The sequence below is a fragment of the Crenobacter caeni genome (genome assembly GCF_010435965.1).
GTDB classification, from domain to species: Bacteria; Pseudomonadota; Gammaproteobacteria; order Burkholderiales; family Chromobacteriaceae; genus Craterilacuibacter; species Craterilacuibacter caeni.
Genome location: NZ_JAAGAA010000004.1, coordinates 142,067 through 165,974, shown reverse-complemented (window position 1 = coordinate 165,974; position 23,908 = coordinate 142,067). Strand labels below are relative to the sequence as shown.

General features: G+C 67.8%; 19 protein-coding genes. 13 read left to right on the top strand and 6 right to left on the bottom strand.

The features are described 5' to 3' along the window. Positions 1 to 71 precede the first annotated feature (71 nt). Complete coding sequence (locus GZH52_RS06110; protein ID WP_163315599.1) at positions 72 to 803, top strand: peptidylprolyl isomerase; 732 nt, start codon at positions 72 to 74, stop codon at positions 801 to 803. Between the two features lie 50 nt (positions 804 to 853). Here GZH52_RS06110 and GZH52_RS06105 read toward each other — a convergent pair whose 3' ends face one another. Beyond that, entirely contained in the window at positions 854 to 1,633 is a 780-nt protein-coding gene (locus GZH52_RS06105) for a DUF8692 domain-containing protein (protein WP_163315598.1), read from the bottom strand. 239 nt (positions 1,634 to 1,872) lie between these two features. On the opposite strand from GZH52_RS06105, the gene GZH52_RS06100 reads away from it, so the two are divergent. From GZH52_RS06100 to bluB, 7 genes are all read left to right on the top strand, one after another. Then, positions 1,873 to 2,916, top strand: coding sequence for a glycosyltransferase family 2 protein (locus GZH52_RS06100; protein ID WP_163315597.1), 1,044 nt, complete (start codon positions 1,873 to 1,875; stop codon positions 2,914 to 2,916). Further along, complete coding sequence (locus GZH52_RS06095; RefSeq protein WP_163315596.1) at positions 2,913 to 3,737, top strand: SDR family NAD(P)-dependent oxidoreductase; 825 nt, start codon at positions 2,913 to 2,915, stop codon at positions 3,735 to 3,737. The genes GZH52_RS06100 and GZH52_RS06095 overlap by 4 nt, the downstream gene beginning before the upstream one ends. 2 nt (positions 3,738 to 3,739) lie before the next feature. Beyond that, positions 3,740 to 5,206: a PIG-L deacetylase family protein gene (locus tag GZH52_RS06090; protein ID WP_163315595.1), complete on the top strand. Its 1,467-nt coding sequence runs from the start codon at positions 3,740 to 3,742 to the stop codon at positions 5,204 to 5,206. Between the two features lie 52 nt (positions 5,207 to 5,258). Next, positions 5,259 to 5,882 carry a PAQR family membrane homeostasis protein TrhA gene (gene trhA, locus GZH52_RS06085; RefSeq protein WP_163315594.1) on the top strand — a complete coding sequence of 208 codons (624 nt, stop codon included), beginning with the start codon at positions 5,259 to 5,261 and terminating at the stop codon, positions 5,880 to 5,882. A gap of 105 nt (positions 5,883 to 5,987) precedes the next feature. After that, entirely contained in the window at positions 5,988 to 7,142 is a 1,155-nt protein-coding gene (locus GZH52_RS06080) for an iron-containing alcohol dehydrogenase (protein WP_163315593.1), read from the top strand. A 65-nt stretch (positions 7,143 to 7,207) separates the two neighbouring features. Next, a complete protein-coding gene (locus tag GZH52_RS06075) occupies positions 7,208 to 9,574 on the top strand; it encodes a phosphoketolase family protein (RefSeq protein WP_163315592.1) in 2,367 nt (788 codons plus the stop codon). Positions 9,575 to 9,604: 30 nt separating this feature from the next. Beyond that, on the top strand, positions 9,605 to 10,261 hold the full coding sequence (gene bluB, locus GZH52_RS06070; protein ID WP_163315591.1) for a 5,6-dimethylbenzimidazole synthase: 657 nt from the start codon (positions 9,605 to 9,607) through the stop codon (positions 10,259 to 10,261). Between the two features lie 76 nt (positions 10,262 to 10,337). Here bluB and GZH52_RS06065 read toward each other — a convergent pair whose 3' ends face one another. The 4 genes from GZH52_RS06065 to GZH52_RS06050 all read right to left on the bottom strand — a co-directional run bounded on the left by GZH52_RS06065 (position 10,338) and on the right by GZH52_RS06050 (position 17,036). After that, positions 10,338 to 10,547: a hypothetical protein gene (locus GZH52_RS06065; RefSeq protein ID WP_239058035.1), complete on the bottom strand. Its 210-nt coding sequence runs from the start codon at positions 10,545 to 10,547 to the stop codon at positions 10,338 to 10,340. A 353-nt stretch (positions 10,548 to 10,900) separates the two neighbouring features. Further along, positions 10,901 to 12,346 (bottom strand): metalloprotease TldD, encoded by a 1,446-nt coding sequence (tldD, locus tag GZH52_RS06060; RefSeq protein WP_163315590.1) that lies wholly within the window; start codon positions 12,344 to 12,346, stop codon positions 10,901 to 10,903. Between the two features lie 15 nt (positions 12,347 to 12,361). Next, on the bottom strand, positions 12,362 to 13,165 hold the full coding sequence (locus tag GZH52_RS06055; RefSeq protein ID WP_163315589.1) for a carbon-nitrogen hydrolase family protein: 804 nt from the start codon (positions 13,163 to 13,165) through the stop codon (positions 12,362 to 12,364). Between the two features lie 22 nt (positions 13,166 to 13,187). Next, positions 13,188 to 17,036 (bottom strand): YhdP family protein, encoded by a 3,849-nt coding sequence (locus tag GZH52_RS06050; protein ID WP_163315588.1) that lies wholly within the window; start codon positions 17,034 to 17,036, stop codon positions 13,188 to 13,190. 30 nt (positions 17,037 to 17,066) lie between these two features. On the opposite strand from GZH52_RS06050, the gene glnE reads away from it, so the two are divergent. The 5 genes from glnE (at position 17,067) to GZH52_RS06025 (ending at position 22,673) form a co-directional block, all read left to right on the top strand. Beyond that, positions 17,067 to 19,754: a bifunctional [glutamate--ammonia ligase]-adenylyl-L-tyrosine phosphorylase/[glutamate--ammonia-ligase] adenylyltransferase gene (gene glnE, locus GZH52_RS06045; RefSeq protein ID WP_163315587.1), complete on the top strand. Its 2,688-nt coding sequence runs from the start codon at positions 17,067 to 17,069 to the stop codon at positions 19,752 to 19,754. 49 nt (positions 19,755 to 19,803) lie between these two features. After that, positions 19,804 to 20,727, top strand: a complete 924-nt coding sequence (locus tag GZH52_RS06040; protein ID WP_163315586.1) for a branched-chain amino acid transaminase — start codon at positions 19,804 to 19,806, stop codon at positions 20,725 to 20,727. 68 nt (positions 20,728 to 20,795) lie between these two features. Continuing rightward, a complete protein-coding gene (locus tag GZH52_RS06035; protein ID WP_203525638.1) occupies positions 20,796 to 20,996 on the top strand; it encodes a zinc-finger domain-containing protein in 201 nt (66 codons plus the stop codon). Positions 20,997 to 21,057: 61 nt separating this feature from the next. Next, positions 21,058 to 22,098: a lipopolysaccharide heptosyltransferase II gene (waaF, locus tag GZH52_RS06030; protein WP_163315585.1), complete on the top strand. Its 1,041-nt coding sequence runs from the start codon at positions 21,058 to 21,060 to the stop codon at positions 22,096 to 22,098. Beyond that, positions 22,095 to 22,673 (top strand): TetR/AcrR family transcriptional regulator, encoded by a 579-nt coding sequence (locus tag GZH52_RS06025; protein WP_163315584.1) that lies wholly within the window; start codon positions 22,095 to 22,097, stop codon positions 22,671 to 22,673. The genes waaF and GZH52_RS06025 overlap by 4 nt, the downstream gene beginning before the upstream one ends. 60 nt (positions 22,674 to 22,733) lie before the next feature. On the opposite strand, the gene GZH52_RS06020 is transcribed toward GZH52_RS06025, so the two are convergent. Beyond that, a complete protein-coding gene (locus GZH52_RS06020; RefSeq protein WP_163315583.1) occupies positions 22,734 to 23,768 on the bottom strand; it encodes an aminopeptidase in 1,035 nt (344 codons plus the stop codon). Positions 23,769 to 23,908 lie beyond the last annotated feature (140 nt).

The window sequence follows — 23,908 nt, the reverse complement described above, 5'->3', positions numbered from 1 at the left end:
TCCCCACCTGGCTGTGGTAAGTTTCCCGCGCGCGCCAGGCGGCGCGCCATTTTATTTAGACAGGATTTTTCATGGCCATTACCGTTAACGGCGTCGAACTCAGCGAAGCGCAGATCGAGGCAGAACTTGCCAACCACCAGGACAACCCGAGCCCGCGCGACGGCGCCATCCAGCAGCTTGTCCTGCACCAGCTGCTGCTGCAGAAGGCGCGCGCGAGCGGCATCGAAGGCGACAACGAGGGCGAGGCGATCGGCGCGCTGCTCGACAAGGAACTCGCGTACACCCCGGTAAGCGAGGAAGACGCACTGGCGTTCTACCAGCAATACCCCGAGCAGTTCAGCCAGGGCGACAGCGCCGAAGCGCGCCACATCCTGTTTGCCGCAGGCGCCGACGACTTCGCCGACTCCATGGTCAAGGCCAAGGCCGAGGGCATCCTCGCCGAACTGCAGGCCAACCCGGAGCGCTTCGAGACGCTCGCGCGCGAACACTCGACCTGCCCGTCCGGCCAGCAAGGCGGCAGCCTCGGCCGCTTCGGCCGCGGCCAGATGGTCCCCGAATTCGAGCAGGCCGTGTTCGGCACCGCCGCGGGCGAACTCGCCCCCGAGCTGGTGAAGACCCAGTTCGGCTACCACATCGTGCAGGTCGACGCCCGCCACGAAGGTGGCAGCGTGTCGTTCGACGAGATCAAGCCGCGCCTGATCCAGTACCTGAACGAAATGGCCGGCCGCAAGGCGATGCACGAGTACCTGGCCTCGCTGGTGCGCGACGCCAAGATCGAAGGCTACACGATGCCGGCACTGTAAGCCGGAACGAAAAAACCGGGGCTTGCCCCGGTTTTTTCTTGTCCGCGCACCTACCTGCGCTTCTGCCAGAGCCCGCTGCCGGCCGCGCTGCCGGAAGAAACTCCGTCCGTTCCCGTTTGCAATGCCGGCTGCGCCGCCACGTTGAAGTCGACGCTGACCGCGCCCCTGGGCGCCAACTGGTGCAGCATCAACCTCACCAGCAACAAGACGCCGAACATCTCGCAGCTTTCCTCCAGGGTCGTGATCAACTTGTAGCCGAGGTTCTGCTCGCCGTACTGCTCCGAGTACCAGCCGCCGATCATCTCCACGCCGAGGGCACCACCCAGATATACGGTGCCGGCCAGTACCAGTCCGAGCGCCAAGCGTCTGGGCAACCACAGCAAGAAACGCAGGTAGACCAGCCCGAATACGGCAAGCAGCGGCAGCGCGGCCAGCACCCAGGCAAAGTAAAACGCACCATGGGTGGCACCGAACTCGGCGCGCATGATCGGTCCCAGCCGCTCGTGAATCGACAACAGTTCGTCAAACGCCAAGTAGACAAACACGCAACCGAGCCCCGTCCAGTAGCGTTTCAATTTGACACCCTGCTCCAGCCTCGCCTGCAGGAACAGCAGCAAGGCCGCAAACAGCATGTCGAGAAAAGAGAACACGCTAGGCAGGTTGAACTCTTCGTCGACGGCAAAAAAGTTACGGATACCGAACACCCGCTCGGCTCCCCGCTGCAGCTTCAGCCACTCGAAGAGCACGCTCAGCACCAAGAGCACGACTACCGCCGTACACAGCACGCGAACGATACGGTTGACGTCGAACCTGATGACCTTCGCAGACATACCCCCCGCCTTTCCCGTCAGCCTCATGCCACACGCCTGCACAGACAGGCCGCCGGCACACTTTTTACCACCGGTTTACCCTGACTGCCCCCATCTCCCAACGCTAAGCGATACCCATAGATATTCAAGCAGTCAATTTTCATGACAAAGGCTTGCACGTCATGAATGCAAGGTCTATGTCAACAGAAGGAAACAAAAACGGCCCACACGATCTGACGCCTTCTTCCCGCGACAACCCCATGCCCAAACAGCCACTGCTCTCGGTCGTCGTAACCGCGCACAATATCGATAAATACATCGGACGCTGCCTGCGCTCGGTACTGACGCAGAACTTTGACGACTACGAGCTGATCGTGGTCGACGACGGCTCGACCGACCGCACCAGCGAAGTCATCGCCGTCTACCAGTGCGCACGCCTGCATCTTGTCACCCAGCCCAACCGCGGCGTCTCGGCCGCCAGAAACGCGGCACTTGACGCGGCACAGGGCACCTACCTCTGGCAGCTTGACGGCGACGACTGGATAGACGCAGGCGCTCTTGAGCGCATCGCGCGGCACCTGCACGAAGCGCCGTGCGACATTCTGGTGACCGACCTCAGGGTCGACTACCCAGACCGCAGCGAGCTTGTCACACTGCCGAACGCCGCAAGCAAGGACGAATGGCTGTCCAACGTCCTGTCGCTGAAGGCCCCATCGTGGCCACCTACCCGCGTCTACCGACGCGCCTTGCTAGCGCAAAAGGCCATCCGCTACCCCGAGCACATCCGCTACTCGGAGGACATGTGCGTTGACGTCGCCGCCTTTTGCCATGCAAGCAGCATCCGCAAGCTGGATGGCACCTGCTACCACTATGTGCGCCGCCCGGGCAGCCTGACCGGAAATGCCGGCCGCTACATCCACGACGACATCCGCGCCTACCACTATGTCCGCAACGTGCTGGAACAGCAGGGCCTACTCGGACGCTACCCGGACGAACTGGCCTATCTTGCCTTTCGCAAAGTCTACCTGGGGCTGCTTGGCGCCGGCGGCAACGAGCCCTGGCACGCCGCCGAATACAGACAGCTACGCAAGGATTACCCGTGCCTGATGGAGGTCGCGGCGGTACGGCAGGATCTGCCGGTGCGCCTTAACCGGGGCAAGCGCCTGCTCGCGCACGCCTACGCGCTCAACCATACCCTGGGACACCTGTTGAAAAAGGGCGGGCGGCTGGCCAAATGGTTGGCCGGGCACGTTGGCCGTACCCCGCTGGCCGGACAGGGCGGCACCGGGGTAAAAACCCGATGACGCAACGCCCGGTCGCCGTCGTCACCGGCACTACCACCGGCATCGGCCGCCATCTGGCCCTTCGCCTCGCAGGCACGGGCTGGCATGTGATCTCGATCAACCGGCGTGCCGGCGTCGGTGACGACGCGCGTCTCGTAGACCTTACGGACACCGCGCATCTCGCGCATACCGCACGCGCGATCGCGCGGGATTACCCGCGCGTCGGCCTGCTCGTCAACAACGCGGCCTTGATGCTCGGCGACTACCAGTACACCGAAAACGGCGACGAAACCCACTTCGCCGTCAATACGCTCGCACCCTTCGTCCTGATGCAGGCCCTGCGCGCCGCACTCGCGCGTGCAGGCAACGGCCGCATCGTGAACCTGGTCTCGGCCGTGGTCTACGAGACCGACGCCTGCGCCAGCGAAGTTGCCCAGCTGGCCAACCCCACCCTGCCCTTCGTGCCGGTGTTCGGCCCTTACGCACGCAGCAAGCGTGCGCTCGCCGCGCTGGGCCTCGCGCTGCAAGCGGTATATGCGGGCGACGGCATCCGCATCAGCGGCGTCGACCCGGGCAGTTGCCGCACGCCGATGACGCTCGGCAACGGCATGCCGTGGCGTTTGCTGCTGAAAAACTTCGTGCGCATGCGCACGCCAGCCTCGGCCGCCCGCGAACTTGTCACCATGATCGACGAGGGAGGTCCGCCGGCCGGCATCGTCAGCGCCGGATGCCAGCTCGCACCACCGCCGCTACTGGATAAGCGCTACCAGCTGGGTGTGCTTGCGCTGTGTAGCGCGCGGGCCGACGCGCTGCCTCCCATGTCGATTCCTGCGGCGGGCTAGACATGCGCACGCGCTTCCTGGCCAACCCCAACCTGCGCCTTAATGCCGAGGGGCGGCTTGGCGAACTGACGGGCGGCACGCTGGCCACGCTTGACGCGGCCGACGCCGCCCTCTGGCGGCGCCTGCAGCAAGCGGTCGAACTCACCCCAGCCGACGAAGACGAAAACGGGCGGCTCTCGGCCTTCGCCGCGCTTGGCTGGTGCGTCGAGGCCGCGCCTGCCAACCTCCCCGTGACACGACGGCCTGTGCTGGTGGCCGAGCCGCATATGGACGATGCGGCTTTCAGCATCGGCGCGCACATGCTCTCGCTGCGCGGGGCGTACGTCTTTACCCTCGTCAGCGCCATCGGACGCAGCAACTTCACCCGCAGCGCAGGCCTGCCCGGCAACCCGCTGCCAAGCACCTGCGAAGTCAGTGCACTGCGGACAGTCGAGTCCAGGCTCGCCGCCGCGATGCTGGCCGGGCACCACCTTGCCCTCGGCTTCGAGGACGCGCCGCTGCGCCATCTGCGCCCGTACGGGCTGGAAGCGGACGACCCGACCGTCATCGCACGTGAACTCTCGGCGATCGGCGCCTTTGTCGGGCGGCCGCCGAGCAGCGCCGACGTCGAGTCGCTCGAAACGCTGATTAGCGAAACGGTCGATCTTTCCCGCTACGCGGAAGTGTGGCTGCCGCTCGGGCTTGGCCACACCGACCATGTCGCGACGCGCGACGCCTGGCTCAAGGCGCTGTCGCGTGCGGGCACGCCCGTGCCGACGGTCAGGCTGTACGAAGACCTGCCTTACGCTGCACGGGTGCCGGGCGCCGCTGCCCAAGTGCTGGCAAGACTCAGGGCTGCCGGCTGCCGCATCACGAGCGCACAACTGGACCTGGGCGCAGCGCAGGAAGCCAAGCGCCGGCTGTGCGGAGTCTACCGCTCGCAATTCGATCCGCAGGCCATCTGGCAAGAGTTGCTGGCGGCGACCAAGCGCCAAGGCGAGACGCTGCACACGCTGGACAGACTACCCGACCCGGATCTCTGGCGGCCGCGGCCGGCAACAGCGGCCTTGCTGCCGGCCAGTTGCCCGCGGACGCTCGCGCTTTACGCGCTCATGCCGTCCGGGCGCTGGACGGAAGACCTGCCGGCATTGCGCGCTGCCTACCCGCACGCGCGCATCGACGTCTACGCCGCGCCGGAAGCTGCCGCGGAGTGCGCACGTCTGGCCGACCCGCGGCTCACCCTTAGCCCCTTGCCGGACAAGGGGCTCGACACCTTGCGGCTTCTTGCAAGGCAAAACCGCGCCACGCTCGGTCTGCTGATCGGGCCGCGCCGCTGGCAGCAAGCAGCCCGCCTGCTAGGCCTTGCCAGACTCGCCCGCGTGTACGCATTCGCCTCGTTTGCCGAGCTGGTGTCAGCCCTGCCGGCGCAGGCAGAGGACGGACATGCACAGCCCAGCCTTGACCCGGACACGGCAGGCGGGCGACCATAGCTTCAAGAACAAGCCGCTACGGCGGACAATCACCCATACGATCGGACCTGCCATGTACCAAGGAGAACGCTTCAACGCGATCAGCCATCTGCTGGGTACCGTCGCCAGCGTCGGCGCGCTGATCTGGATGCTGACGGTCGCCATCGGCAGCAGCGACCCGTACCGCATCGTCGGCGCCAGCGTGTTCGGCGGCACGCTGATCCTGCTCTACCTGATTTCTACCCTGTACCACTCGGTGCAGGGGCGCGCCAAGCGCGTACTGCAGAAGTTCGACCACTGCGCGATCTACCTCTTGATCGCCGGCAGCTACACGCCGTACACGCTGGTCACCCTGCAGGGGACGTGGGGCTGGAGCCTGCTGGGCGTGGTGTGGGGGCTCGCCATCGTCGGCATCGTGCAGGAGCTCACCTACGGGCGCAAAAGCCCGAGCCGCTGGCTGTCGCTGCTAATCTATCTGGTGATGGGCTGGGTCGCGGTGGTCGCCGCGAGCCCCCTGTCCGAGAACCTGGACGCGGCGGGGCTCGCCTGGCTGGTCGCTGGCGGGGTCACCTACAGCGTGGGCGTGTACTGGTTCATCAACGACGAGAAGATCCGCCACGGCCACGGCATCTGGCACCTCTTCGTGCTAGGCGGCAGCCTGTGCATGGTGGTCAGCGTCGCCGGCTTTGTGCTGTGAGTGCGCCTGTCTGATTTTGCGCAACACCTGCTCGGCAAAGGCGGCGTTACGGTTGGGCAAGGCGCGGACATCCCGTCCGCGCACAAGCCTTGAACCGTACCCGCCATGCAAGCCTTCGATTACTACAACCCTACCCGCATCGTTTTCGGCGCCGGCCGTCTACCTGAAGTCGCCCGCCTGATCCCGCCCGGCAGCCGCGTGCTGCTGGCCAGCGGCGGCAGCAGCGCCGAACGGAACGGCACGCTTCCCGCCATCCGCCGCGCGCTCGCAGGCTTTCACGTCGCCGAATTTTCCGGTATTGAAGCCAACCCCGACGCGGACACCCTGCTGCGCGCGGCCCGCCTGTGCCGCGAACAAGCGCTCGACTTCATCCTGGCGGTCGGCGGCGGCTCGGTCGCCGACGGTTGCAAGTTCATCGCCGCGGCCGCCTGCCACGACGGCGACGCGTGGCAACTGGTCGCTGCCCAGGCGCCGCTCACGCGCGCGCTGCCGCTGGGCGTGGTGCTGACCCTCCCCGCGACCGGGTCCGAATCGAACGACGGCGCGGTGATCAGCCGCCGCGCCAGCGGCGACAAGCTCGACTTCTCGTCCCCCCTGCTGTTTCCTTGTTTCGCGCTGCTCGACCCGGCAACCACGCTGTCGCTGCCGGCGAGGCAAACGGTCAACGGCATCGTCGACACCTTTGTCCATATCGTCGAGCAATACCTGACCTACCCGGCCGACGCACCGGTACAGGACCGTTTCGCCGAAGGGCTGCTCCTGACCCTCGCCAAAACCGGGCCCGCGCTACTGGAAAGGCCGGACGACCTCAGTTTGCGAGGCACCATGATGTGGTGCGCGACGCTTGGACTCAACCGGCTGATCGGCGTCGGCGTGCCGCACGACTGGGCCGCACACATGATCGGCCACGCGGTGACCGCACGCTGCGGCATCGACCACGGCAGGACGCTGAGCGCGCTCTACCCGGCCGTGCTCGCCGTCCAGCGCGTGGGCAAGCACGACAAGCTGCTGCAGTACGGCGAGCGGGTTTGGGGCATCACCGAGGGCAGCGCCGAAGAACGCGCGAGCGCGGCGATCGACGCGACGAGCCGCTTCTTCACGCAACTTGGCGCACCCGTGCATCTGGCTCATGAGGGCATGTGCGCTTCGGACATCGGACCGATTGTCGCCAAGCTTGCCGAACACGGCCTCACCCGGCTGGGAGAACGCGGCGACCTCGATCAAGCGCGCATCCGCCGGGTGCTCGAGATCGCGCTGTAAGCGGGTGACCGCCGGCCGGCGCCGGCGTATGCTTTTCTCATCATGCCCGCAAGAAGGAGCGCACGATGAGCACCGAGAGCGAAGAGACCCTGTTCCGCGCCGAGCGCCACGCCGCCTTGCTCTGCAGCGCCGACCCCGCCTTCGCCCACTGGGCGGCGGGCAAGGGGCCGATCCGCCATGGCGCCAGCGTGCAGCTCTCGGTGCACGCGCTCGCCGCGCGGCTGGTCGCCGCGGGGCTCGCTGCCGACGCGGCCGCCGTCTACCGCCGCTTCGAGGCGGCCGACACCCTCGCCTGCGCCGGCATGTGGCTGGTCGCGCACATGACGTACGCACGGCGGGTACGGCTCGACGGCGCGCCGCTCGCCGCCCTCGACTTCAAGCGCGCTCCGGAAGGCCACACCGGCGGCTCGCTGAATATCGCCGTCGCCTACGCCGGCTACCTCGCAGCCAACGCGCTCTCCGGCTACACCCGTAGCTGGCTGATGGGTCAGGGCCACTGCGTGGCCGGCGTCGACGCGCTGAACGTGCTGGTGGGCAACATGACCGCCGCCCACGCTGCGCGCTACGACGTCAGCGACGCGGGACTGAGCACTCTGGCGCAGGACTTCTACTCGTACAAGACCGACGAGCTCGGCCGGCCGGTGTCGCCCCTGGGCAGCCACGTCAACGCGCATACCGCCGGCGCGCTGATCGAGGGCGGGTATCTCGGGTTTGCCGAACTGCAGTACGTGCACCTGCCGTTGCCGGGCGAGCGGCTGGTCGCCTTTTTGTCCGATGGCGCGTTCGAGGAGCAGCGCGGCAGCGACTGGATGAGCCGCTGGTGGCGCCCCGATGACTGCGGCCTCGCGGTGCCGGTGATGGTCGCCAACGGCCGGCGCATCGACCAGAAGACCAGCATGGGCCGGCCAGACGGCATCGCGTGGTTCGACGCGCACCTGAGGCTCAACGGCTTCGCGCCGGAGCTGATCGACGGGCGCGACCCGGCCGCTTACGCCTGCGCGATCATCGCCGCCGAGGAGCGACTGCAGGCGACTGCCGAAGCGATGGCCGCCGGCCGCGCCCGCCTGCCGGTGCCGCTGCCGTATGTAATTGCCGTCACCGACAAGGGTTGGGGCTTCCCCGGCTCGGGCACGCAGGCCGCACACAACCTGCCGCTGCCCGCCAACCCGGCTACCGATGCCGACGCGCGCGCGCTCTTCAACGCGGGCGCGGCGCTGATCTGGCAAAGCCGGGAGGCGATCGAAAACGCCCGCGCGCTGCTCGCCACCCACGACGTGCAGGGGCGGCCACTGGAGCGCGACCATGCGCTCGCCACGCGCGACGTCCCCTGCCCCGTCTTGCCCGAACCCGAACTGCCGGCAGGCGCGCTCTCGCCGATGGACGCGGTCGACCTGGCGTTCTGTGACATCATCGACGCCAACCCTGCGCTTCGCGTGCGCGTGGGCAATCCCGACGAGATGCGCAGCAACAAGCTGTGCCGCACGCTCGACAAGCTCAAGCACCGCGTGCTCGCGCCTGAACCCGGCATCGCCGAAAGCCTTGACGGGGCGGTGATCACCGCGCTCAACGAGGAGGCGGTGGTGTGCGCGGCGATCGCCAACAAGGGCGGGCTCGCGCTGGTCGCCAGTTACGAGGCGTTCGCGGTCAAGATGCTCGGCGCGCTGCGCCAGGACATCATCTTCGCACGCCACCTGCGCGAGGCCGGCCACCCCACCGGTTGGCGCTCGCTGCCGGTGATCTCGACCTCGCACACTTGGGAGAACGGCAAGAACGAGCAGTCGCACCAGGACCCGACGCTCGCCGAGGCGCTGCTGGGCGAAATGGCGGACAGTTGCCGGGTGCTGTTTCCCGTCGACGCCGACAGCGCCGTCGCCGCGCTCCACGCGTGTTACGCGAGTAGCGGCCGGATCTACCATCTGGTCATCCCTAAACGCGTGCACGCGCGCGTGCTGGATGCCCCGGCCGCACGCGAAGCCGTCGCGCAAGGCTGGGCGGTGGTACACAGCGTCGGCGACGCGCCCAAGTCCTTGCAACTGATCGCAGTGGGCGCGCCGCAGCTGCGCGAATGCCTCGCCGCGTCCGACGCGCTGGCACGGCAAGGCGTCGCGCACGAGGTTATCGCGCTGATCGAACCTGCGCGCTTGCAGGACGGGCGGGATGAGGCCGAGCACGCGTACTGCGTGGCAGCGGACGCGCGCGAGGCGGCGTTCCCGGCCGGCACGACGCGCGTGCTGGTCTGCCACACCCGCCCGCATACGCTGACCGGGCTGTTGTGGCCGATCGCGAACAGCGCCGGCGCCTGGCACGCGCTGGGTTACCTCAACGCCGGCGGCACGCTCGATGAGGCCGGCATGCTGGCGGCCAACCGTTGCGACAAGGCGGCCATCCTCGCCGCGCTTGGCCGCTCGCAAGACGGCACGCCGCTTTGCTAGAATGTCGCCCCTTTGCCCGAGAGCCCAGCCATGAATCCGCACCGCTACCCAGACGCCGATATCGCCGCCATCTACCGCGTGATGCGCGAGCGGCGCGACATGCGCCACTTTACCGGCGCGCCGATGGAAGACGGGCAATTGGGCAGGCTGATCGACGCCGCCCTGCTCGCTCCGAGTGTCGGCTACATGCAGCCGTGGCGCTTCGTGCGAGTGAGCGACGCGCGGCTTCGCGAGGCGCTGCACCGCCATGTGAAAGAAGAGTGCGAGCGCACCGCGGCGGCGATCCCCGAGCGCGCCGAAGAGGTGCGCCGGCTCAAGCTCGAAGGGATCCGCGAGTGCACCGAGCTGTTGCTCGTCGCCCTGCCGAACGCGCGCGAACAGTACGTGCTCGGCCGGCGCACGCTGCCCGAGATGGATCTCGCGTCGGTCGCGTGCGCGATCCAGAACATGTGGCTCGCCGCGCGCGCCGAGGGGCTCGGCCTTGGTTGGGTGTCGATCTTCGACCCGGACGTGGTCGGCGAAATGTTCGGCCTGCCCGCGGGCAGCGCGCCGGTCGCGCTGTTGTGCATCGGGCCGGTGCCCGGGTTCTACCCCGAGCCCATGCTCAAGAGCGCCGGCTGGGACAGCCCGCGCGCGCGCGAGGCGCTGGTGTTTGAAAACGGCTGGGGTAAGACGGCGGAAAGCTAAGGCAGGCGTGCAAACTGCCTGACGGCAAAGGCAGCGGACCTGGCGCCCGCCTGTACGCCTTGCCGGGCAGCACAGCTTACGCGTGTGCGTACAGGAAGGCGTCGGCGGGGTAGCTGACGCTATCGGCGCCGCAAGTGGTCGCGAAGGTCACTTCCACGCGGCGGCCGGCCGGCGCGACTTTCAGCACGTCGTAGTGGCGCACCGCGCCGCAATCCAGGTGCTCGCATACGCGGTAGCCCGCCTTCAGTTGGGCGATGGTCATCAGGGTTCCGGTTTTCTCGGTCATTTCGGTTGTCTTTCTTGTCATTGCTGCGTCCTCCCTATCTCATGCGAGTGCCAGTGTGCCTGCCGAATGTGACGGCAATGCGACGGCGCGGGCGGGCGCGATCCAAAAGTTGCAGCCAGCATCCTGCGGGCCGCGGTCTCGATTTGAAGGTTTGCGTGAACGAACGCAGCGTGGCGCGGAAACCAGCCCGGCCAGAGAAATCATCCGTTTGAAGACAGGGGGAAGAACCCCGTGAAGGAGCGCCGAAGGCGCGTGAGGATGAAGCGTGAACGTCAAAAAACCTGCAAGTAGCCGCTTTTTACAGCAAGGACGGCCGGCCGTCAAGCGTTAAGCTCACGGCCGGCCGTGCCTGATCAGCCGCCGGTGCCGCCGACAGTCAGTCCGCCGTCGATGCGCAGGGTAGGCTGGCCGACACCGACCGGCACGCTCTGCCCTTCCTTGCCGCACACGCCGACGCCGGTGTCGAGCGCGAGGTCGTTGCCGATCATGCCCACGTATTTGAGCACTTCCGGACCGTTGCCGATCAGCGTCGCCCCCTTGACCGGGTAGACGAGCTTGCCGTTCTCGATCTTCCACGCCTCGGACGCGGAGAACACGAACTTGCCGCTGGTGATGTCGACCTGGCCGCCGCCGAAGTTGACCGCGTAGAGGCCGTCCTTGACCGACGCGATGATCTCCTCGGGGTCGTGCGCACCCGCGTGCATATAGGTGTTGGTCATCCGCGGCATCGGGATGTGCGCGTACGACTCGCGCCGGCCGTTGCCGGTTGGCGCCATCTTCATCAGGCGCGCGTTCATCGCGTCCTGCATATAACCCTTGAGGATGCCGTCCTCGATCAACGTCGTGCAGCGGGTCAGTTCACCCTCGTCGTCGACCGATAGCGAACCGCGCCGGCCTTGCAGTGTGCCGTCGTCGACGATGGTCACGCCCGGCGCGGCGACGCGCTCGCCGATGCGGCCGGCAAACGCGCTGGTGCCCTTACGGTTGAAGTCGCCTTCCAGCCCGTGGCCGATCGCCTCGTGCAGCAGCACGCCCGGCCAGCCGGCGCCGAGCACGACCGTCATCTGCCCGGCCGGTGCCGCCTGCGCGCGCAAATTGGTGGTCGCCTCGCGCACCGCGCGCTCGACGTAGCCGGTCACCACTTCGTCGGTGAAATAGGTGAGGTCGAAACGGCCGCCGCCGCCGGCGCCGGCCTGCTCGCGCCGGCCGTTTTCCTCGACGATCACCATCACCGACACCCGGGTCAGCGGGCGCACGTCGGCCGCGCGCACGCCGTCGGCACGCGCGACATACACCACGTCGTACTCGGCGGCGACGCTCGCCATCACCTGGATGATGCGGGAATCCATCGCGCGCGCGATTTTTTCGATGCGGTGCAGCAAGTCGACCTTGGCCGCCGCGTCGAGCGCGGCGCCCGGGTCGCTTGCAGGGTAAAGCACGCTGCCGCGCGTGGGTTTGGGAGCACCGACGTTCAGCACGCCGCCTCCGTGGCCGATCGCGCGCACGGTGTCAGCCGCGCGCGCAAGCGACGCCGCGCTGATTTCATCCGCGTACGCGAACGCCGTCTTGTCGCCGCTGACCGCGCGCACGCCGACGCCTTGGTCGATGCTGAAGCTGCCGGCCTTGACGATGCCTTCTTCCAGGCTCCAGCCCTCGTTGCGGGTACGCTGGAAGTAGAGGTCGGCGTAGTCGACACCGGGCGCGGACAGCCGCGCGAAAGTCGCCTCGAGCACCGCCTCGTCGACGCTGCCCGGTGCAAGCATCAGTTCCAGCGCCAGTTGTTCGTGTTGTGGGTTCATGGTTTCCTTGAATTCTCAGAAGACGCGGTGGGCCAGCGCGGGCAGACGGGAGCGCACCGAAGCGAGGCGCGCCGGGTCCAGTTCGGCGACGACGACGCCCTCGCCCTCGGGCAGGCACGCCTCGATGCGCCCCCAGGGGTCGATGATCATGCTGTGGCCGTGGGTGCGCCGGCCGTTCTCGTGCAGCCCCTCCTGCGCGCTGGCGACCACGTAGCACTGGTTCTCGATCGCACGCGCGCGCAGCAGCACTTCCCAGTGGGCCTCGCCGGTGACGGCGGTGAACGCGGCCGGCAGCACCAGCACGTCAAACGGCGCCATCCGCCGGAAGAGCTCGGCAAAGCGCAGATCGTAGCAGACGCCGAGCGCGACGCGCGCGCCGGGCATCTCGAAACTCGCGGGGGCGGTCCCCGGCAAGATGGTGTCGGCCTCGGCGTAACGCTCGCCAAGGCCGGAGAAGCCGAACAAATGGACCTTGTCGTAGCGGCACGCTTCGCGCCCTCCCGGCGTGTAGACGAGCGTGCTATTGTAGACCTTGCCCGCTTCGGGCGAGACAAGCGGCAAGGTGCCGGCCACCAGCCACACCCGATGCTCGCGCGCGAGCGCAGCAAGCGCGCGCTGCAAGAGACCGTCACCGTGCGCCTCGGCGATGACGAGCTTGTCGGTGTCGCTGCGCCCCATCAGGCAGAAATACTCGGGCAGCACCACCAGCTGCGCCCCCGCCGCTGCGGCCTCGGCCACCAGCTGCTGCGCACGCGCAAGGTTTTCATCGACGCACGTCGACGACACCATCTGCACCGCGGCGACCTTCAAGCGCTCCATCCCCCCTCCTTTAGCCATGCCCTCAGTTGGGCCTTGCCAGCGCCGACTCGACCCGCTCGACCTTGGGGTCCGCGATCGGCCCGCTGACCTTGTATACGCTACGAAAAACCTTGTCGAACGGGTTGCCGAGAATGGTCTCGGCCGCCAGCGTCGCCAGCCCCGCCACCGGGTTGAGCATGGCGGCGCCCGCCGCCAGCGCGACGCCCTGGCTCAGCCTCGGCGTCACCGTCACCGTCAGCGCCTGCGTGTCGGCCTTGAGGCTGACCGAACCTGCGATCGCCACCGTCGCCGGCACGCTCTTCAGTTGCAGGTTTTCCGTCGCGAACACCCCGTCGTTCACCGCGATATTGCCCTTGATGCTGTCAAACGCAAAGCCCTTGTCAAACACGCCGGCAAAATCAAGCCTCAACAACTTGCCGACCGACTGCAACGACAGCACCGACAACAGGCGCGCGACACTCGGATCGTAGCCGGCGAAGCGGCCGTTTTTCACGTCCAGCCGCATCTCGCCGCTGAGCTTCTCGACAGAGAAATCGCTGACGGCACCCGGCCAGCCGAGCTCCCCCGTCAGCACCCCCTGCCCGCCGCTGACTGCGCCGGGCATACCGAAACGAGCCAGCAGGGCACCGATGTCGGCCGAACGCACCGCCAGCGCAAAGCGTCCGGCGCCGGGCACAAGACCGGTGCCGGTCAATTCGATCTCGCCGGCGGGTGACACCAGCGAGGCCGAACCCAGCCGCAACTGGCCGGAGAGCGCGCTCAGGCGGGCGTTCAGGCGCCCCAGGTCGAACTGTTTGTAGTAAACGTTGGCGATCTTCACGTCGACCAGCCTGACCAGTTGCGTCGGCAACCTAGCGGGCGTGGAACCCGCGCCACCCAGCTCGGGCAGCGGCAGCTTGAGGCGGTCAAGGTCGAGCTGCAGGGCAGCCGCCGGCGCGTCATAGCGGTAGCGCCCGGCAAGCAGGGGGCTATCCACGTCGCCGTGCGCGCCGTGCGCGTCGATGACGGTTGCGAGGTCAACCGCGCCCAGCGGCTTGCCATCCGCCACAAGCTCGGCCGTCCTGACATCCACCCTGACCGGCCAAGGTGGCAGGGCGGGCCCGGCATGCGCAGACGCCGGGCCGCCACCACCCAGCCGCGCCAGCCACGCACTGGCGTCGAGGGTCGGCGCGGCAACGCCGACGGCGAGCCCGTGCGCAGGCAAGGCAGGCGGGGCGCGCCCGACGCCGACGCTGGCGCCCTTGAGGCCACCCCGTCCGTCCAGCCGGACCACACCGGAGGCGTGCCCTTCCAGCGACCAGTCGATTTCCAGGTCCTCACGCACCGGCTTGATCGACAGCGCAAGCGGCCAGCGCGCGTCGGCGGCCTTGAAGGCGGGCAATGGCGCGTCGATGCGGGTGCCTATCAGCGGGCTTTTCGCGACGAGCGAGGCAAGGCCGCCGTCTTTCAGCGTGAAGTCGATGTCGATCGGGCTTGTGCCCTCCACGAAGCGATCCAGTGGCGAGAGGTAGTAGCCGACCAGGCGCCGGGTATCGGCCTCGCCGCGGATCGCGAAACGCGACACGCCGTCCGGCGTGCTCCGGGCACTCAGCCGCTGCGCCGCGCCGAACACCTCGGCCGAAATGCCAGCGATATCGACGCCGTACTCGGTAAACACCAAGTCGCCCTTCGCCCGCGTCACCGGCGGGATCGGCAGACCGGTAAAACGCAAGTCGTTGCCTGCGAGCGCGAGCGTCCCCTTCACGCGGGTCTTTTCTGGCGTATTAAGCGGCACGTCGAGCTTGAGGCCGAGCTTCGCCGGGCCGGTGGCGGCGATTTCGCCGAGGAAGCCGTCCAGATAGCCGTTGACCGGGCTCTGCACCGTATACGCGAGCATGGTGGAGAGCGGCGCGTCGACCTGCCCTGCGATGTCAAGCCGCGCATCCTGCGTATCAAGGTCGGGCAGGCGCACCACCACGTCGGAGAGCGCCGCGCCTGCGCTTTGCGCGCTTTGCGCGCGCACCGTCACGTTGTCGTTCAGGAGCTCAAGCCGCCCGTCTATCTTGCCGATCACCGGCCAGTCGGGCTCGAAGCGCAAGGCGCCGTCGACGATCTTCGCGTCCAGCGCGAAGCGGCCACCCCGGCCCTTGGCAAACGGGAAGGCGTTCAGATCCCCCTTCAGTACCGCCTCCACGTCACGCCCCTGCCCGCCAAGCAGCGCTTCGCGCAGCCACACAAGCGTCTCCTCGCCCAGTTCGCGCGGCAGGTAGCGCTCGACGCGGGTCAGCGCGACTTCGGGCACGCGCGCCTTGAAGTCGGCCAGCAGCGCGCCGCCCGGCTGCACGTCGAGCGTACCGCCGACCTCGCCTTCGAAGTCCCCGGTGAGCAGTTTCAGGCCCGGCAGCTTCACCTGCCAGCTGTCGCCTTGCCTTTGCCAGTTCACCTCGCCGTCGGCGCGCACAAGCTGCCACGGCTGCTCGAAGATTTCCGGCGCGCTGACCGTCACGTCGCGGCCGGCGAGCACCACCGAGCCGCCCTGTTCGCTGAACGCGACGCGGCCCGAGAAGCCGCCGGCGACACCGGGCAAGGCGCCGACCGTGTGCCAGCCAAGGTCGCTGAAGCGCCCGCTGACCCGGTAGCCTTGCGGCTTGAGTGGCTTGCCCTGCCAGCGCGCGGCAAGCTCGGTCAGGTTGCCGGTCAGCGCTGCGGTCGACCAGGGTTTCTCCGGCAGCAAGCGCGCCGCGATCAGCACTGGCAACAGGGGCGCAAGGTCGAGCCCGCTTGCGCTGGCCTCGCCGCCCTGCCTGCCCCAGCGCGCGCTCACCCGGCTGTTCTCGAACAGCGGGCCGCGCGAGGTGGTGAGGAACAGCCGGTCGGCGGCGAGCACATGCTCGCCGTCCTCTTTCAGCCGGTAGTCGATGCGGCCGGCGACCTTGGGCAGGGCAAGCTGCTCTCCCCCTTGGCCAGCCAGCGCCGCCTGTTCGAGCAAGGCGGTGCCAGCCAGCACGGTGAGCTCGCCGCCGGCAAACTCAGCGCGCATGTCTACGCTGGCGCGCCCGCGCTTAGCCAGCGGCAGCTCGGGCGCGTAGCGCTCCCACCAGCCGAAGCGGCCGTCGCGCGCGACGAGTTGCGCGTCGCCCGACCATTCGCGCCAGCGCGAGAGTTCGTCGCCGCGCCAGGCGAGGGTAAACAGGAAACTGCCGAGAAAACGGCTGTCGGGCCGGCCTTCGAGGCGCAAGCGGTGGCCAAGCAGGGTATCCCTGAGCGTCAGCCGGGTGTCCGACACCGTCAATGGGCCGACGCCGACTTGCAGGTCGTGCCAGGCGAGCCGCTTGGCGTCGACAACGATGGACGGCTGCGCGATCAGCCAGTTGACGACGCGTTCGCCCTCACCCTTGCCACCCTCGGCCGAAAGCGGGATGCCGTTGAGGCTCAGCTTGCCGTCACGCGCGCGCGTCAGCGCAAGCTCCAGCCCCTGCACGCGGATGCTGGCAAAGCGCGGCTGCCAGCGCCACAACGACGACCACGAAGGCGTCAGCGTCACTTCGCCCACGCGCAGGTCACTGCCGTCGGCATTGCGGATGCGGATGTCGCCGACGGCAAGGGTAGGCTCCAGCGCCTGCCAGCTCGCCGAGAGCGTGCCGATGGTGAGCTTTCGGCCGGTCAGCGTACTGAGTTCACTGGCGAGCCGCGCCTTCACCTCGGGCAATCTTGGTTGCAGCCAGAAATTCCACGCGAGCGTCAGCGCGAGCGCGACGAACACCCACAGCGCGGCGAACGCCAGCAAGGCGCGACCGCCCCAACGCAGCAGCGCGGACAGTGGCAGGGCGCCTAGCGAGGCACGCAAACGCTTGAGCGGCGCGGCGGGCGTGGGGTTAGAATGCTCAGTCACGATCTTGTCATCACTTGGGGTCCGTATTATATGCCAGAGACGGCCATCGCCGGCGCCCGCCGCTTCAGCTTCTATCTGGAACGACTTTTTCAGGCTAGACCCGAGCGGCTCGCCGAGCTCAAGGCGCACCTGCACCAGCCGTTCACGCCCGGCGAAATGGCCGCCTTTGCCGACTGGGATACGCTGGATGAGGCAGACGCGCTGATCGGTGCGCTGCGCCGGCTGCGCCAGGCGGTGATGGCGCGCCTGATCGCACGCGACCTCGCCGGCCTCGCCCCGCTCGACGAGGTGGTCACCACCATCAGCGACTTGGCCGACTTCGCCATCGTACGCGCCGAGGCGTCGGCATGCGCCAGCCTCGCGCGCTACGGCACGCCGACGGGCGAGGACAGCGGCGAGGCGCAGCAGCTGATCGTCGTCGCGATGGGCAAGCTCGGCGGTTTCGAGCTCAACGTCTCGTCCGACATCGACCTGATCTTCGTATACCCCGAAGACGGCGAGACCGCCGGCGGTCGCGTCACGTCGAATCACGAGTACTTCACGCGGCTGGGCAAAGAGATCATCCGCATCATCAGCGAGACCACCGCCGACGGCCTGGTGTTCCGCGTCGACATGCGCCTGCGCCCCTACGGCGACTCGGGCCCGCTGGTGATGAGCTTCGCCGCGCTGGAAAACTACCTGCTCACCCAGGGCCGCGAGTGGGAGCGCTACGCGTGGATCAAGGGCCGCGCCGTCACCGGCGACGCGGCCGGACTCGCCGAGCTGGTGCGTCCCTTCGTCTACCGCAAATACCTCGACTACGGCGCCTACGGCGCGATGCGCGAACTGCACGCACAGATCCGCCGCGAGGTCGCCCGCCGCGACATGGCGGCCAACATCAAGCTGGGGCCGGGCGGCATCCGCGAAATCGAGTTCATCGCGCAGGTGTTCCAGCTGATCCGCGGCGGCCGCGAGAAGCGCCTGCAGCTCAAGGGCACCCGCGAGACCCTCGCCTGCCTCAAAGCCATGCACCTGATGGAAGACGACGCGGTGTCCGAGCTCGAGGCCGCCTACGACTACCTGCGCCGCCTCGAACACCGCCTGCAATACGTTGACGACGCACAGACGCAGACGCTGCCGGAGACGGACGCCGCACGCCACGCCATCGCGCAAAGCATGGGGGCAACCAACTGGGACGCGTTCATGGCGACGCTCAACGTACACCGCCGCCATGTGACGCGCCACTTCGAGCAGGTGTTCTTCCTGCCGACCGAGAACGCGCCGGCGCACCCGCTCGCCGGACTGTGGCGCGACATCCGCGAAAACGGCGAGGCCGACCCCGCCCCCGCACTGGCAAGCCTGGGCTACGAAGACGCCGCCGCCGTCGCCCGCCAGCTGTCGGCCTTGGCCGGCAGCCAGCGCTACCGCCAGTTGCCCGCCAGCAGCCAGCACAAGTTCGACGCGCTGTTGCCGCCCCTGATCGAGGTGGCCGGCGCGCTGCCGCAACCGGACGCGACGCTCTCCCGCATCCTCGCCCTCTTGGAAGCGGTCAGCCGGCGCGCGTCCTACCTTGCGCTGCTCACCGAATACCCGCAGACGCTGCAGCGGCTCGCGCAGCTTTGCTCGGCGAGCAGTTGGGTGTCGGGCTACCTGATGCGCCACCCCATCTTGCTTGACGAGCTGCTCGACGCGCGCGTGCTGTACGCGAGCCCCGACTGGGACAGGCTCGCGCGCGAACTGGACGCGGGCATGCAGGAGAACAAGGGCGACGCCGAGGCGCAGATGGACACGCTGCGCCACTTCCAGCACGCGCAGGTGTTCCGCCTGGTCGCGCAGGACATCGCCGGCATGTGGACGCTGGAAGCGCTGTCGGACGAACTCTCTCGCCTGGCCGACGTCACCCTGGCCGCAACGCTCAAGTACGCGTGGCTGGACATCCGCGGCCGGCACACCGACACCCCGCGTTTCGCCATCGTCGGCTACGGCAAGCTGGGCGGCAAGGAGCTCGGCTACGCGTCCGACCTCGACCTGATCTTCCTCTACGACGACGAACACGCCGACGCGCCGGAACTCTACGCGCGCCTCGCGCGCAAGATGACGACCTGGCTGACCAGCACCACCAGCGCGGGCGTGCTGTACGACATCGACCTGAGGCTTCGCCCGAACGGGCAAAGCGGGCTGTTGGTGAGCACCGTCGACGCGTTCGAACACTACCAGCAGCACGAGGCGTGGGTGTGGGAGCACCAGGCGCTGACCCGCGCGCGCTTTGTCGCGGGCGATGCGGCCATCGGCGCGCGCTTCGAGGCGATCCGCCAGCGGGTGCTGGGCCTCAAGCGCGAGCCGCAGGCGCTTGCGTCCGAAGTGGTCGCCATGCGCGCGCGCATGCGCGAGAGCCACCCGGCCATCGACACCGACGTGAAGAACGCCACGGGCGGCATCATCGACGCCGAGTTCATCGTCCAGTACCTGATCCTCGCCCACGCGCACGAGTTGCCCGCGCTGACCGCGAACACCGGCACCATCGCGCTGCTCGCCGTCGCCGCCGACGCCGGGCTGATAGACAGGGCGCTGGCCGCCGACGCGCAGGCCGCGTACCGCCACTACCGGCGCCTGCAGCATGCCTCGCGCCTCGCCGAAGTGCGCGCGGTGGCGGTCGACGGTGCGCTGAAGGCACACTACCGGCAGGTCGCGGCGCTGTGGGAGGCGCTGTTTGCCGGCGTCGAGCCGCCGCAAACGTGATTCGGCCTGTATAATCGCACGTAATATCTCCAACCCAAGGAGCAAGACAATGTCGATGTCTGACCGTGACGGCTGGATCTGGTACGACGGCAAACTGGTGCCGTGGCGCGAGGCGACCACCCACGTGCTCACCCACACCCTGCACTACGGCATGGGCGTGTTCGAGGGCGTGCGCGCGTACGAAACCGCCAGGGGGCCGGCGATTTTCCGCCTCGCCGACCATACCGACCGCCTGCTGCGCTCGGCGCACATCCTCGGCATCGACATCCCGTTCGGCCGCGACGCGATCAACGACGCGCATCTGGCCGTGGTGCGCGAGAACGCGCTCAAGAGCTGTTATTTCCGGCCGATGGCGTTTTACGGCTCGGGCAAGCTCGGCATCGCGCCGCCGGCGGGCGACGTGCACCTGATCGTCGCCGCCTGGCCGTGGGGCGCCTATCTCGGCGAAGAGGGGCTGGAAAAAGGCATCCGCGTCAAGACGAGTTCGTTCGCCCGCCACCACGTCAACGTGACCATGTGCAAGGCCAAGGCCAACGGCAACTACATGAACTCCATCCTCGCCAACCAGGAGGCGGTGCGCGACGGCTACGACGAGGCGCTGCTCCTGGATGTCGACGGCTTCGTCGCCGAAGGCTCCGGCGAGAACATCTTCATCGTGCGCCGCGGCAAGCTGTACACGCCGGATCTGACCTCCGCGCTCGAGGGCATCACCCGCGACACCGTGCTGACCATCGCCGCCGAGATGGACCTCGAACTTGTCGAGAAGCGCATCACCCGCGACGAGGTGTACAGCGCGGACGAGGCGTTCTTCACAGGCACCGCCGCCGAGATCACGCCGATCCGCGAACTGGACAATCGGGTGATCGGCGCGGGCTGCCGCGGTCCGGTCACCACGGAGATCCAGCGCCGCTACTTCGCCATCGTCAAGGGCGAGGACGTGCGCTACGCGCACTGGCTGACCTTGGTCGACTGAGGCCGCCGGCGCTATACTCGGCCCCTTGCCGGGCAGAACAACCACAACCAACGCAACAAAGAACCATCATGGAACTGACCGAAAACACCCAGCGCGTGATCGAAGTGACGGCCAAGGACCTGCCGCTGGCCTGCCCGATGCCCGACATGGTCAAATGGAACGCGCACCCGCGCGTATTCCTGCCGATCGTGAAACTCGGCGGCGAAGCTCGCTGCCCTTACTGCGGCACCCTTTACAAACTGACCGGACCGGTCGGCCACCACCACTGACAGGCGGCCCGTACCGGCCGGCAAAGGTGCGCTTGCCGCACCTTTTTTGCTTGACCACTCTATGAAGAAAATCCTGGTGATCGGCCCGTCGTGGGTCGGTGACGGCGTGATGGCGCAACCTCTGTACCGCCGCCTCATCGAGCGCAACCCCGGCGCCGAAGTGCACGTGTTCGCACCGGCGTGGACGTTGCCCTTGCTCGAGCGCATGCCAGAGGTGGCCGCTGCCCACCTCAACCCCTTCGGCCACGGCGCCTTGCGGCTTGGCGAGCGCTGGCGCGTCGCGCGCAAGCTCTCCGCCCTGGGCTTCGACCAGGCCGTGGTGCTGCCCGGCTCGCTCAAGGCCGCGCTGATCCCGGCCTTTGCCGGCATCCCCAAGCGCACCGGCTTTACCGGCGAGATGCGCTACGGGCTGATCAACGATATGCGCGAGCTTGACGAGAACGCGCTGCCGCGCATGGTCGAACGCTTCTGCGCGCTGGCCGAGGCGCCGGGCACGCTGCCTGCCGCGCCCATTCCCCACCCCGAGCTGCGCGCCAACGCGGCGGCCGGCGCCGAAGTCGCCGCGCGCCTGGGACTGGACGCAAATAAGCCTGCCGTCGCGCTGTGCCCGGGGGCCGAATACGGCCCGGCCAAGCGCTGGCCGGCGCACCACTTTGCCGCGCTCGCGCGCGCGTTCGCCGACGCGGGCTGGCAGGCGTGGCTGTTCGGCTCGGACAAGGACGCTGCCATCGGCCAGGAGATCGAGCAACTGTCCGGCGGCGCCGCGCGCAACCTGTGCGGCGCGACCTCGCTTGCCGACGCGATCGACCTGATGGGCCGCGTCGACCTCGCAGTGTGCAACGACTCGGGGCTGATGCACGTCGCGGCCGCCTTGGGCAAGCCGCTGGTCGCGCTGTACGGTTCATCCAGCCCGGACTTCACCCCGCCGCTCACCGACAAGGCGCGCATCGTCTCGCTCAACCTCGACTGCAGCCCGTGCTTCGAGCGCAATTGCCCGCTGGGCCACACCGACTGCCTGCAAAAACTCATGCCCGAGAGGGTGTGGGACGCCGCCTTGCAGCTGATAGACCGTTACCCGCCCACCACCACGCCAGCACCATGAGCCTGACCCTGCCCGAAGACAATACCCGGCGGATGGAACTTGTCCGCATCGCCGCCCGCCTGTTCCGCGACCAGGGCTACGAGCGCACCACCGTGCGAGACATCGGCACCGCCGCCGGCATGCAGTCCGGTAGCCTGTTCTACCATTTCCGCACCAAGGAGGAGATCCTGGTTGCGGTGATGGCGCTGGGCATCACCCGCACCACCGAACAGCTGGCCGCGGCGCTTGCCCGCGAAAGCAAGCCGCTCGAGCGCGTGCGCGCACTCTTTCACGTGCACCTCAATTCGCTGCTCGGCGAGAACCAGGCCGCGCTCGAGGTGATGCTCTACGAGTGGCGCAGCGTGTCGCCCGAGTCCCGCCCCGGCCTCATCGTGCTGCGCGACCGCTACGAGGCGCTGTGGCAGCAGGTGCTGGACGAGGCTGCCGCTACCGGCCTCGTCAAGGCCAATACCCGCCTGCTCAGGCGCACGCTACTGGGCAGCCTGCACTGGACGGTGCAGTGGTACAACCGCGCTGGCACGCTGGGCGTCGCCGAGCTGGCCGACGAGATCATGGCGCTGACGCTGAAGGACTGACGCACAGCCAATGAAAAACGGCCCCTTTAAAGGGGCCGTTTTCTTGTGCGCCGTCTCGGCTTACTTGACCTTGCCGCCGGCCAGCTCGATCACCAGCGGGGTCAGCACGCGACTGAAGTCGCGCGCGCGCTCTTCGACACGGTTCGGGAACACGCGCTTCAGGTTGGCGACGTTGTCGACATCCGGACGGTGCCAGCTCATGCCGTCCTTGATTGCCTTGTTGGTGGTCTGCTCGTAACCGTCCTTGTCGCCGATCTCCCAGTTGGTCGCCTCGACCGCCAGCACCGGCACGCCGGCCTCGTCGAACGCTTCCTGGTCCGAGCAGCAGCCGGTACCCTTCGGGTATTCCTTGTTGAGGCCCGGGTTGGTGCCGGCCGCGACGCCCAGTTTCTTGGCGATGGCCAGCGCGCGGTCGCGCGCGTGGCCGGCCTTCGCATCCTTGGCGACGGTATTCTTGCCGGCGTGGAAGTACATCTTGTCGCCGGTGATCAGGCTGTCCATGTTGACCATCGCGATCAGCTGGCTGCGCTCGGTGTCGGTCATGCGCGCGACGTAGTCCTTCGCGCCCAACAGGCCCAGTTCCTCGGCGCCGAAGCCGACGAACTTGATCGTATGTTTGGTCTTCACGGATTTGAGCTGGTCGGCCAGTTCGAGCAGCATGCCGACGCCGGACGCGTTGTCGTCCAGCCCCTCGAGCCCCGGGCCGCCGATCTTGCCGATGTCGCCGTCTTTCTTCGGCGTGCGCGAGTCGAAGTGCGCGCCGACGATCACCACCTTGTCGTCCTGACCCGGCTTGGTCGCGATCACGTTGAGCGACTTCACTTCACGCTTTTCCTTCTGCTTGTCGGCCTTCTCGTATTCGAACGAGGAAGTGAACGGCTGCTCGACCACCTGGTAGCCCATTGCGCGGAACTTTCCGGCCAGATAGTCGGCGACCGCCTTCTCCTGCGCGGTGCCCGCCATGCGGCCCTTGAACGCAGTCGCGACGTGGACCATCTCGCGCGCGGCCACCTCACCGTGCGGCGCGGCCTGAGCGACGGCGGCGAACCCCAGTGCGATGGCGAAGGCGGACAACTTGAACAGATTGCGTGGCATGCTTGTGGCTCCTAGTAAGGCACTTGGCCTAATCGACAAAACATGTGCATATACTAATTTTGATCGAGCGGCGTTCATGTGACCTGCGTCAAGCAATCCGCTCGGCACCTGCTTCCCAGCATAGCCAGATCCTATCGTCC

What these genes read in the sequence shown, in the direction of transcription:
- GZH52_RS06080 (WP_163315593.1), top strand. Translation starts at nt 5,988, where the DNA reads ATGCAAGCCTTCGATTACTACAACCCTACCCGCATCGTTTTCGGCGCC.
- GZH52_RS06100 (WP_163315597.1), top strand. Translation starts at nt 1,873, where the DNA reads ATGCCCAAACAGCCACTGCTCTCGGTCGTCGTAACCGCGCACAATATC.
- GZH52_RS06040 (WP_163315586.1), top strand. Translation starts at nt 19,804, where the DNA reads ATGTCGATGTCTGACCGTGACGGCTGGATCTGGTACGACGGCAAACTG.
- GZH52_RS06020 (WP_163315583.1), bottom strand. Translation starts at nt 23,768, where the DNA reads ATGCCACGCAATCTGTTCAAGTTGTCCGCCTTCGCCATCGCACTGGGG.
- GZH52_RS06110 (WP_163315599.1), top strand. Translation starts at nt 72, where the DNA reads ATGGCCATTACCGTTAACGGCGTCGAACTCAGCGAAGCGCAGATCGAG.
- GZH52_RS06105 (WP_163315598.1), bottom strand. Translation starts at nt 1,633, where the DNA reads ATGTCTGCGAAGGTCATCAGGTTCGACGTCAACCGTATCGTTCGCGTG.
- GZH52_RS06095 (WP_163315596.1), top strand. Translation starts at nt 2,913, where the DNA reads ATGACGCAACGCCCGGTCGCCGTCGTCACCGGCACTACCACCGGCATC.
- GZH52_RS06065 (WP_239058035.1), bottom strand. Translation starts at nt 10,547, where the DNA reads ATGACCGAGAAAACCGGAACCCTGATGACCATCGCCCAACTGAAGGCG.
- GZH52_RS06090 (WP_163315595.1), top strand. Translation starts at nt 3,740, where the DNA reads ATGCGCACGCGCTTCCTGGCCAACCCCAACCTGCGCCTTAATGCCGAG.
- GZH52_RS06035 (WP_203525638.1), top strand. Translation starts at nt 20,796, where the DNA reads ATGGAACTGACCGAAAACACCCAGCGCGTGATCGAAGTGACGGCCAAG.
- waaF (WP_163315585.1), top strand. Translation starts at nt 21,058, where the DNA reads ATGAAGAAAATCCTGGTGATCGGCCCGTCGTGGGTCGGTGACGGCGTG.
- GZH52_RS06025 (WP_163315584.1), top strand. Translation starts at nt 22,095, where the DNA reads ATGAGCCTGACCCTGCCCGAAGACAATACCCGGCGGATGGAACTTGTC.
- trhA (WP_163315594.1), top strand. Translation starts at nt 5,259, where the DNA reads ATGTACCAAGGAGAACGCTTCAACGCGATCAGCCATCTGCTGGGTACC.
- tldD (WP_163315590.1), bottom strand. Translation starts at nt 12,346, where the DNA reads ATGAACCCACAACACGAACAACTGGCGCTGGAACTGATGCTTGCACCG.
- GZH52_RS06075 (WP_163315592.1), top strand. Translation starts at nt 7,208, where the DNA reads ATGAGCACCGAGAGCGAAGAGACCCTGTTCCGCGCCGAGCGCCACGCC.
- bluB (WP_163315591.1), top strand. Translation starts at nt 9,605, where the DNA reads ATGAATCCGCACCGCTACCCAGACGCCGATATCGCCGCCATCTACCGC.
- glnE (WP_163315587.1), top strand. Translation starts at nt 17,067, where the DNA reads ATGCCAGAGACGGCCATCGCCGGCGCCCGCCGCTTCAGCTTCTATCTG.
- GZH52_RS06055 (WP_163315589.1), bottom strand. Translation starts at nt 13,165, where the DNA reads ATGGAGCGCTTGAAGGTCGCCGCGGTGCAGATGGTGTCGTCGACGTGC.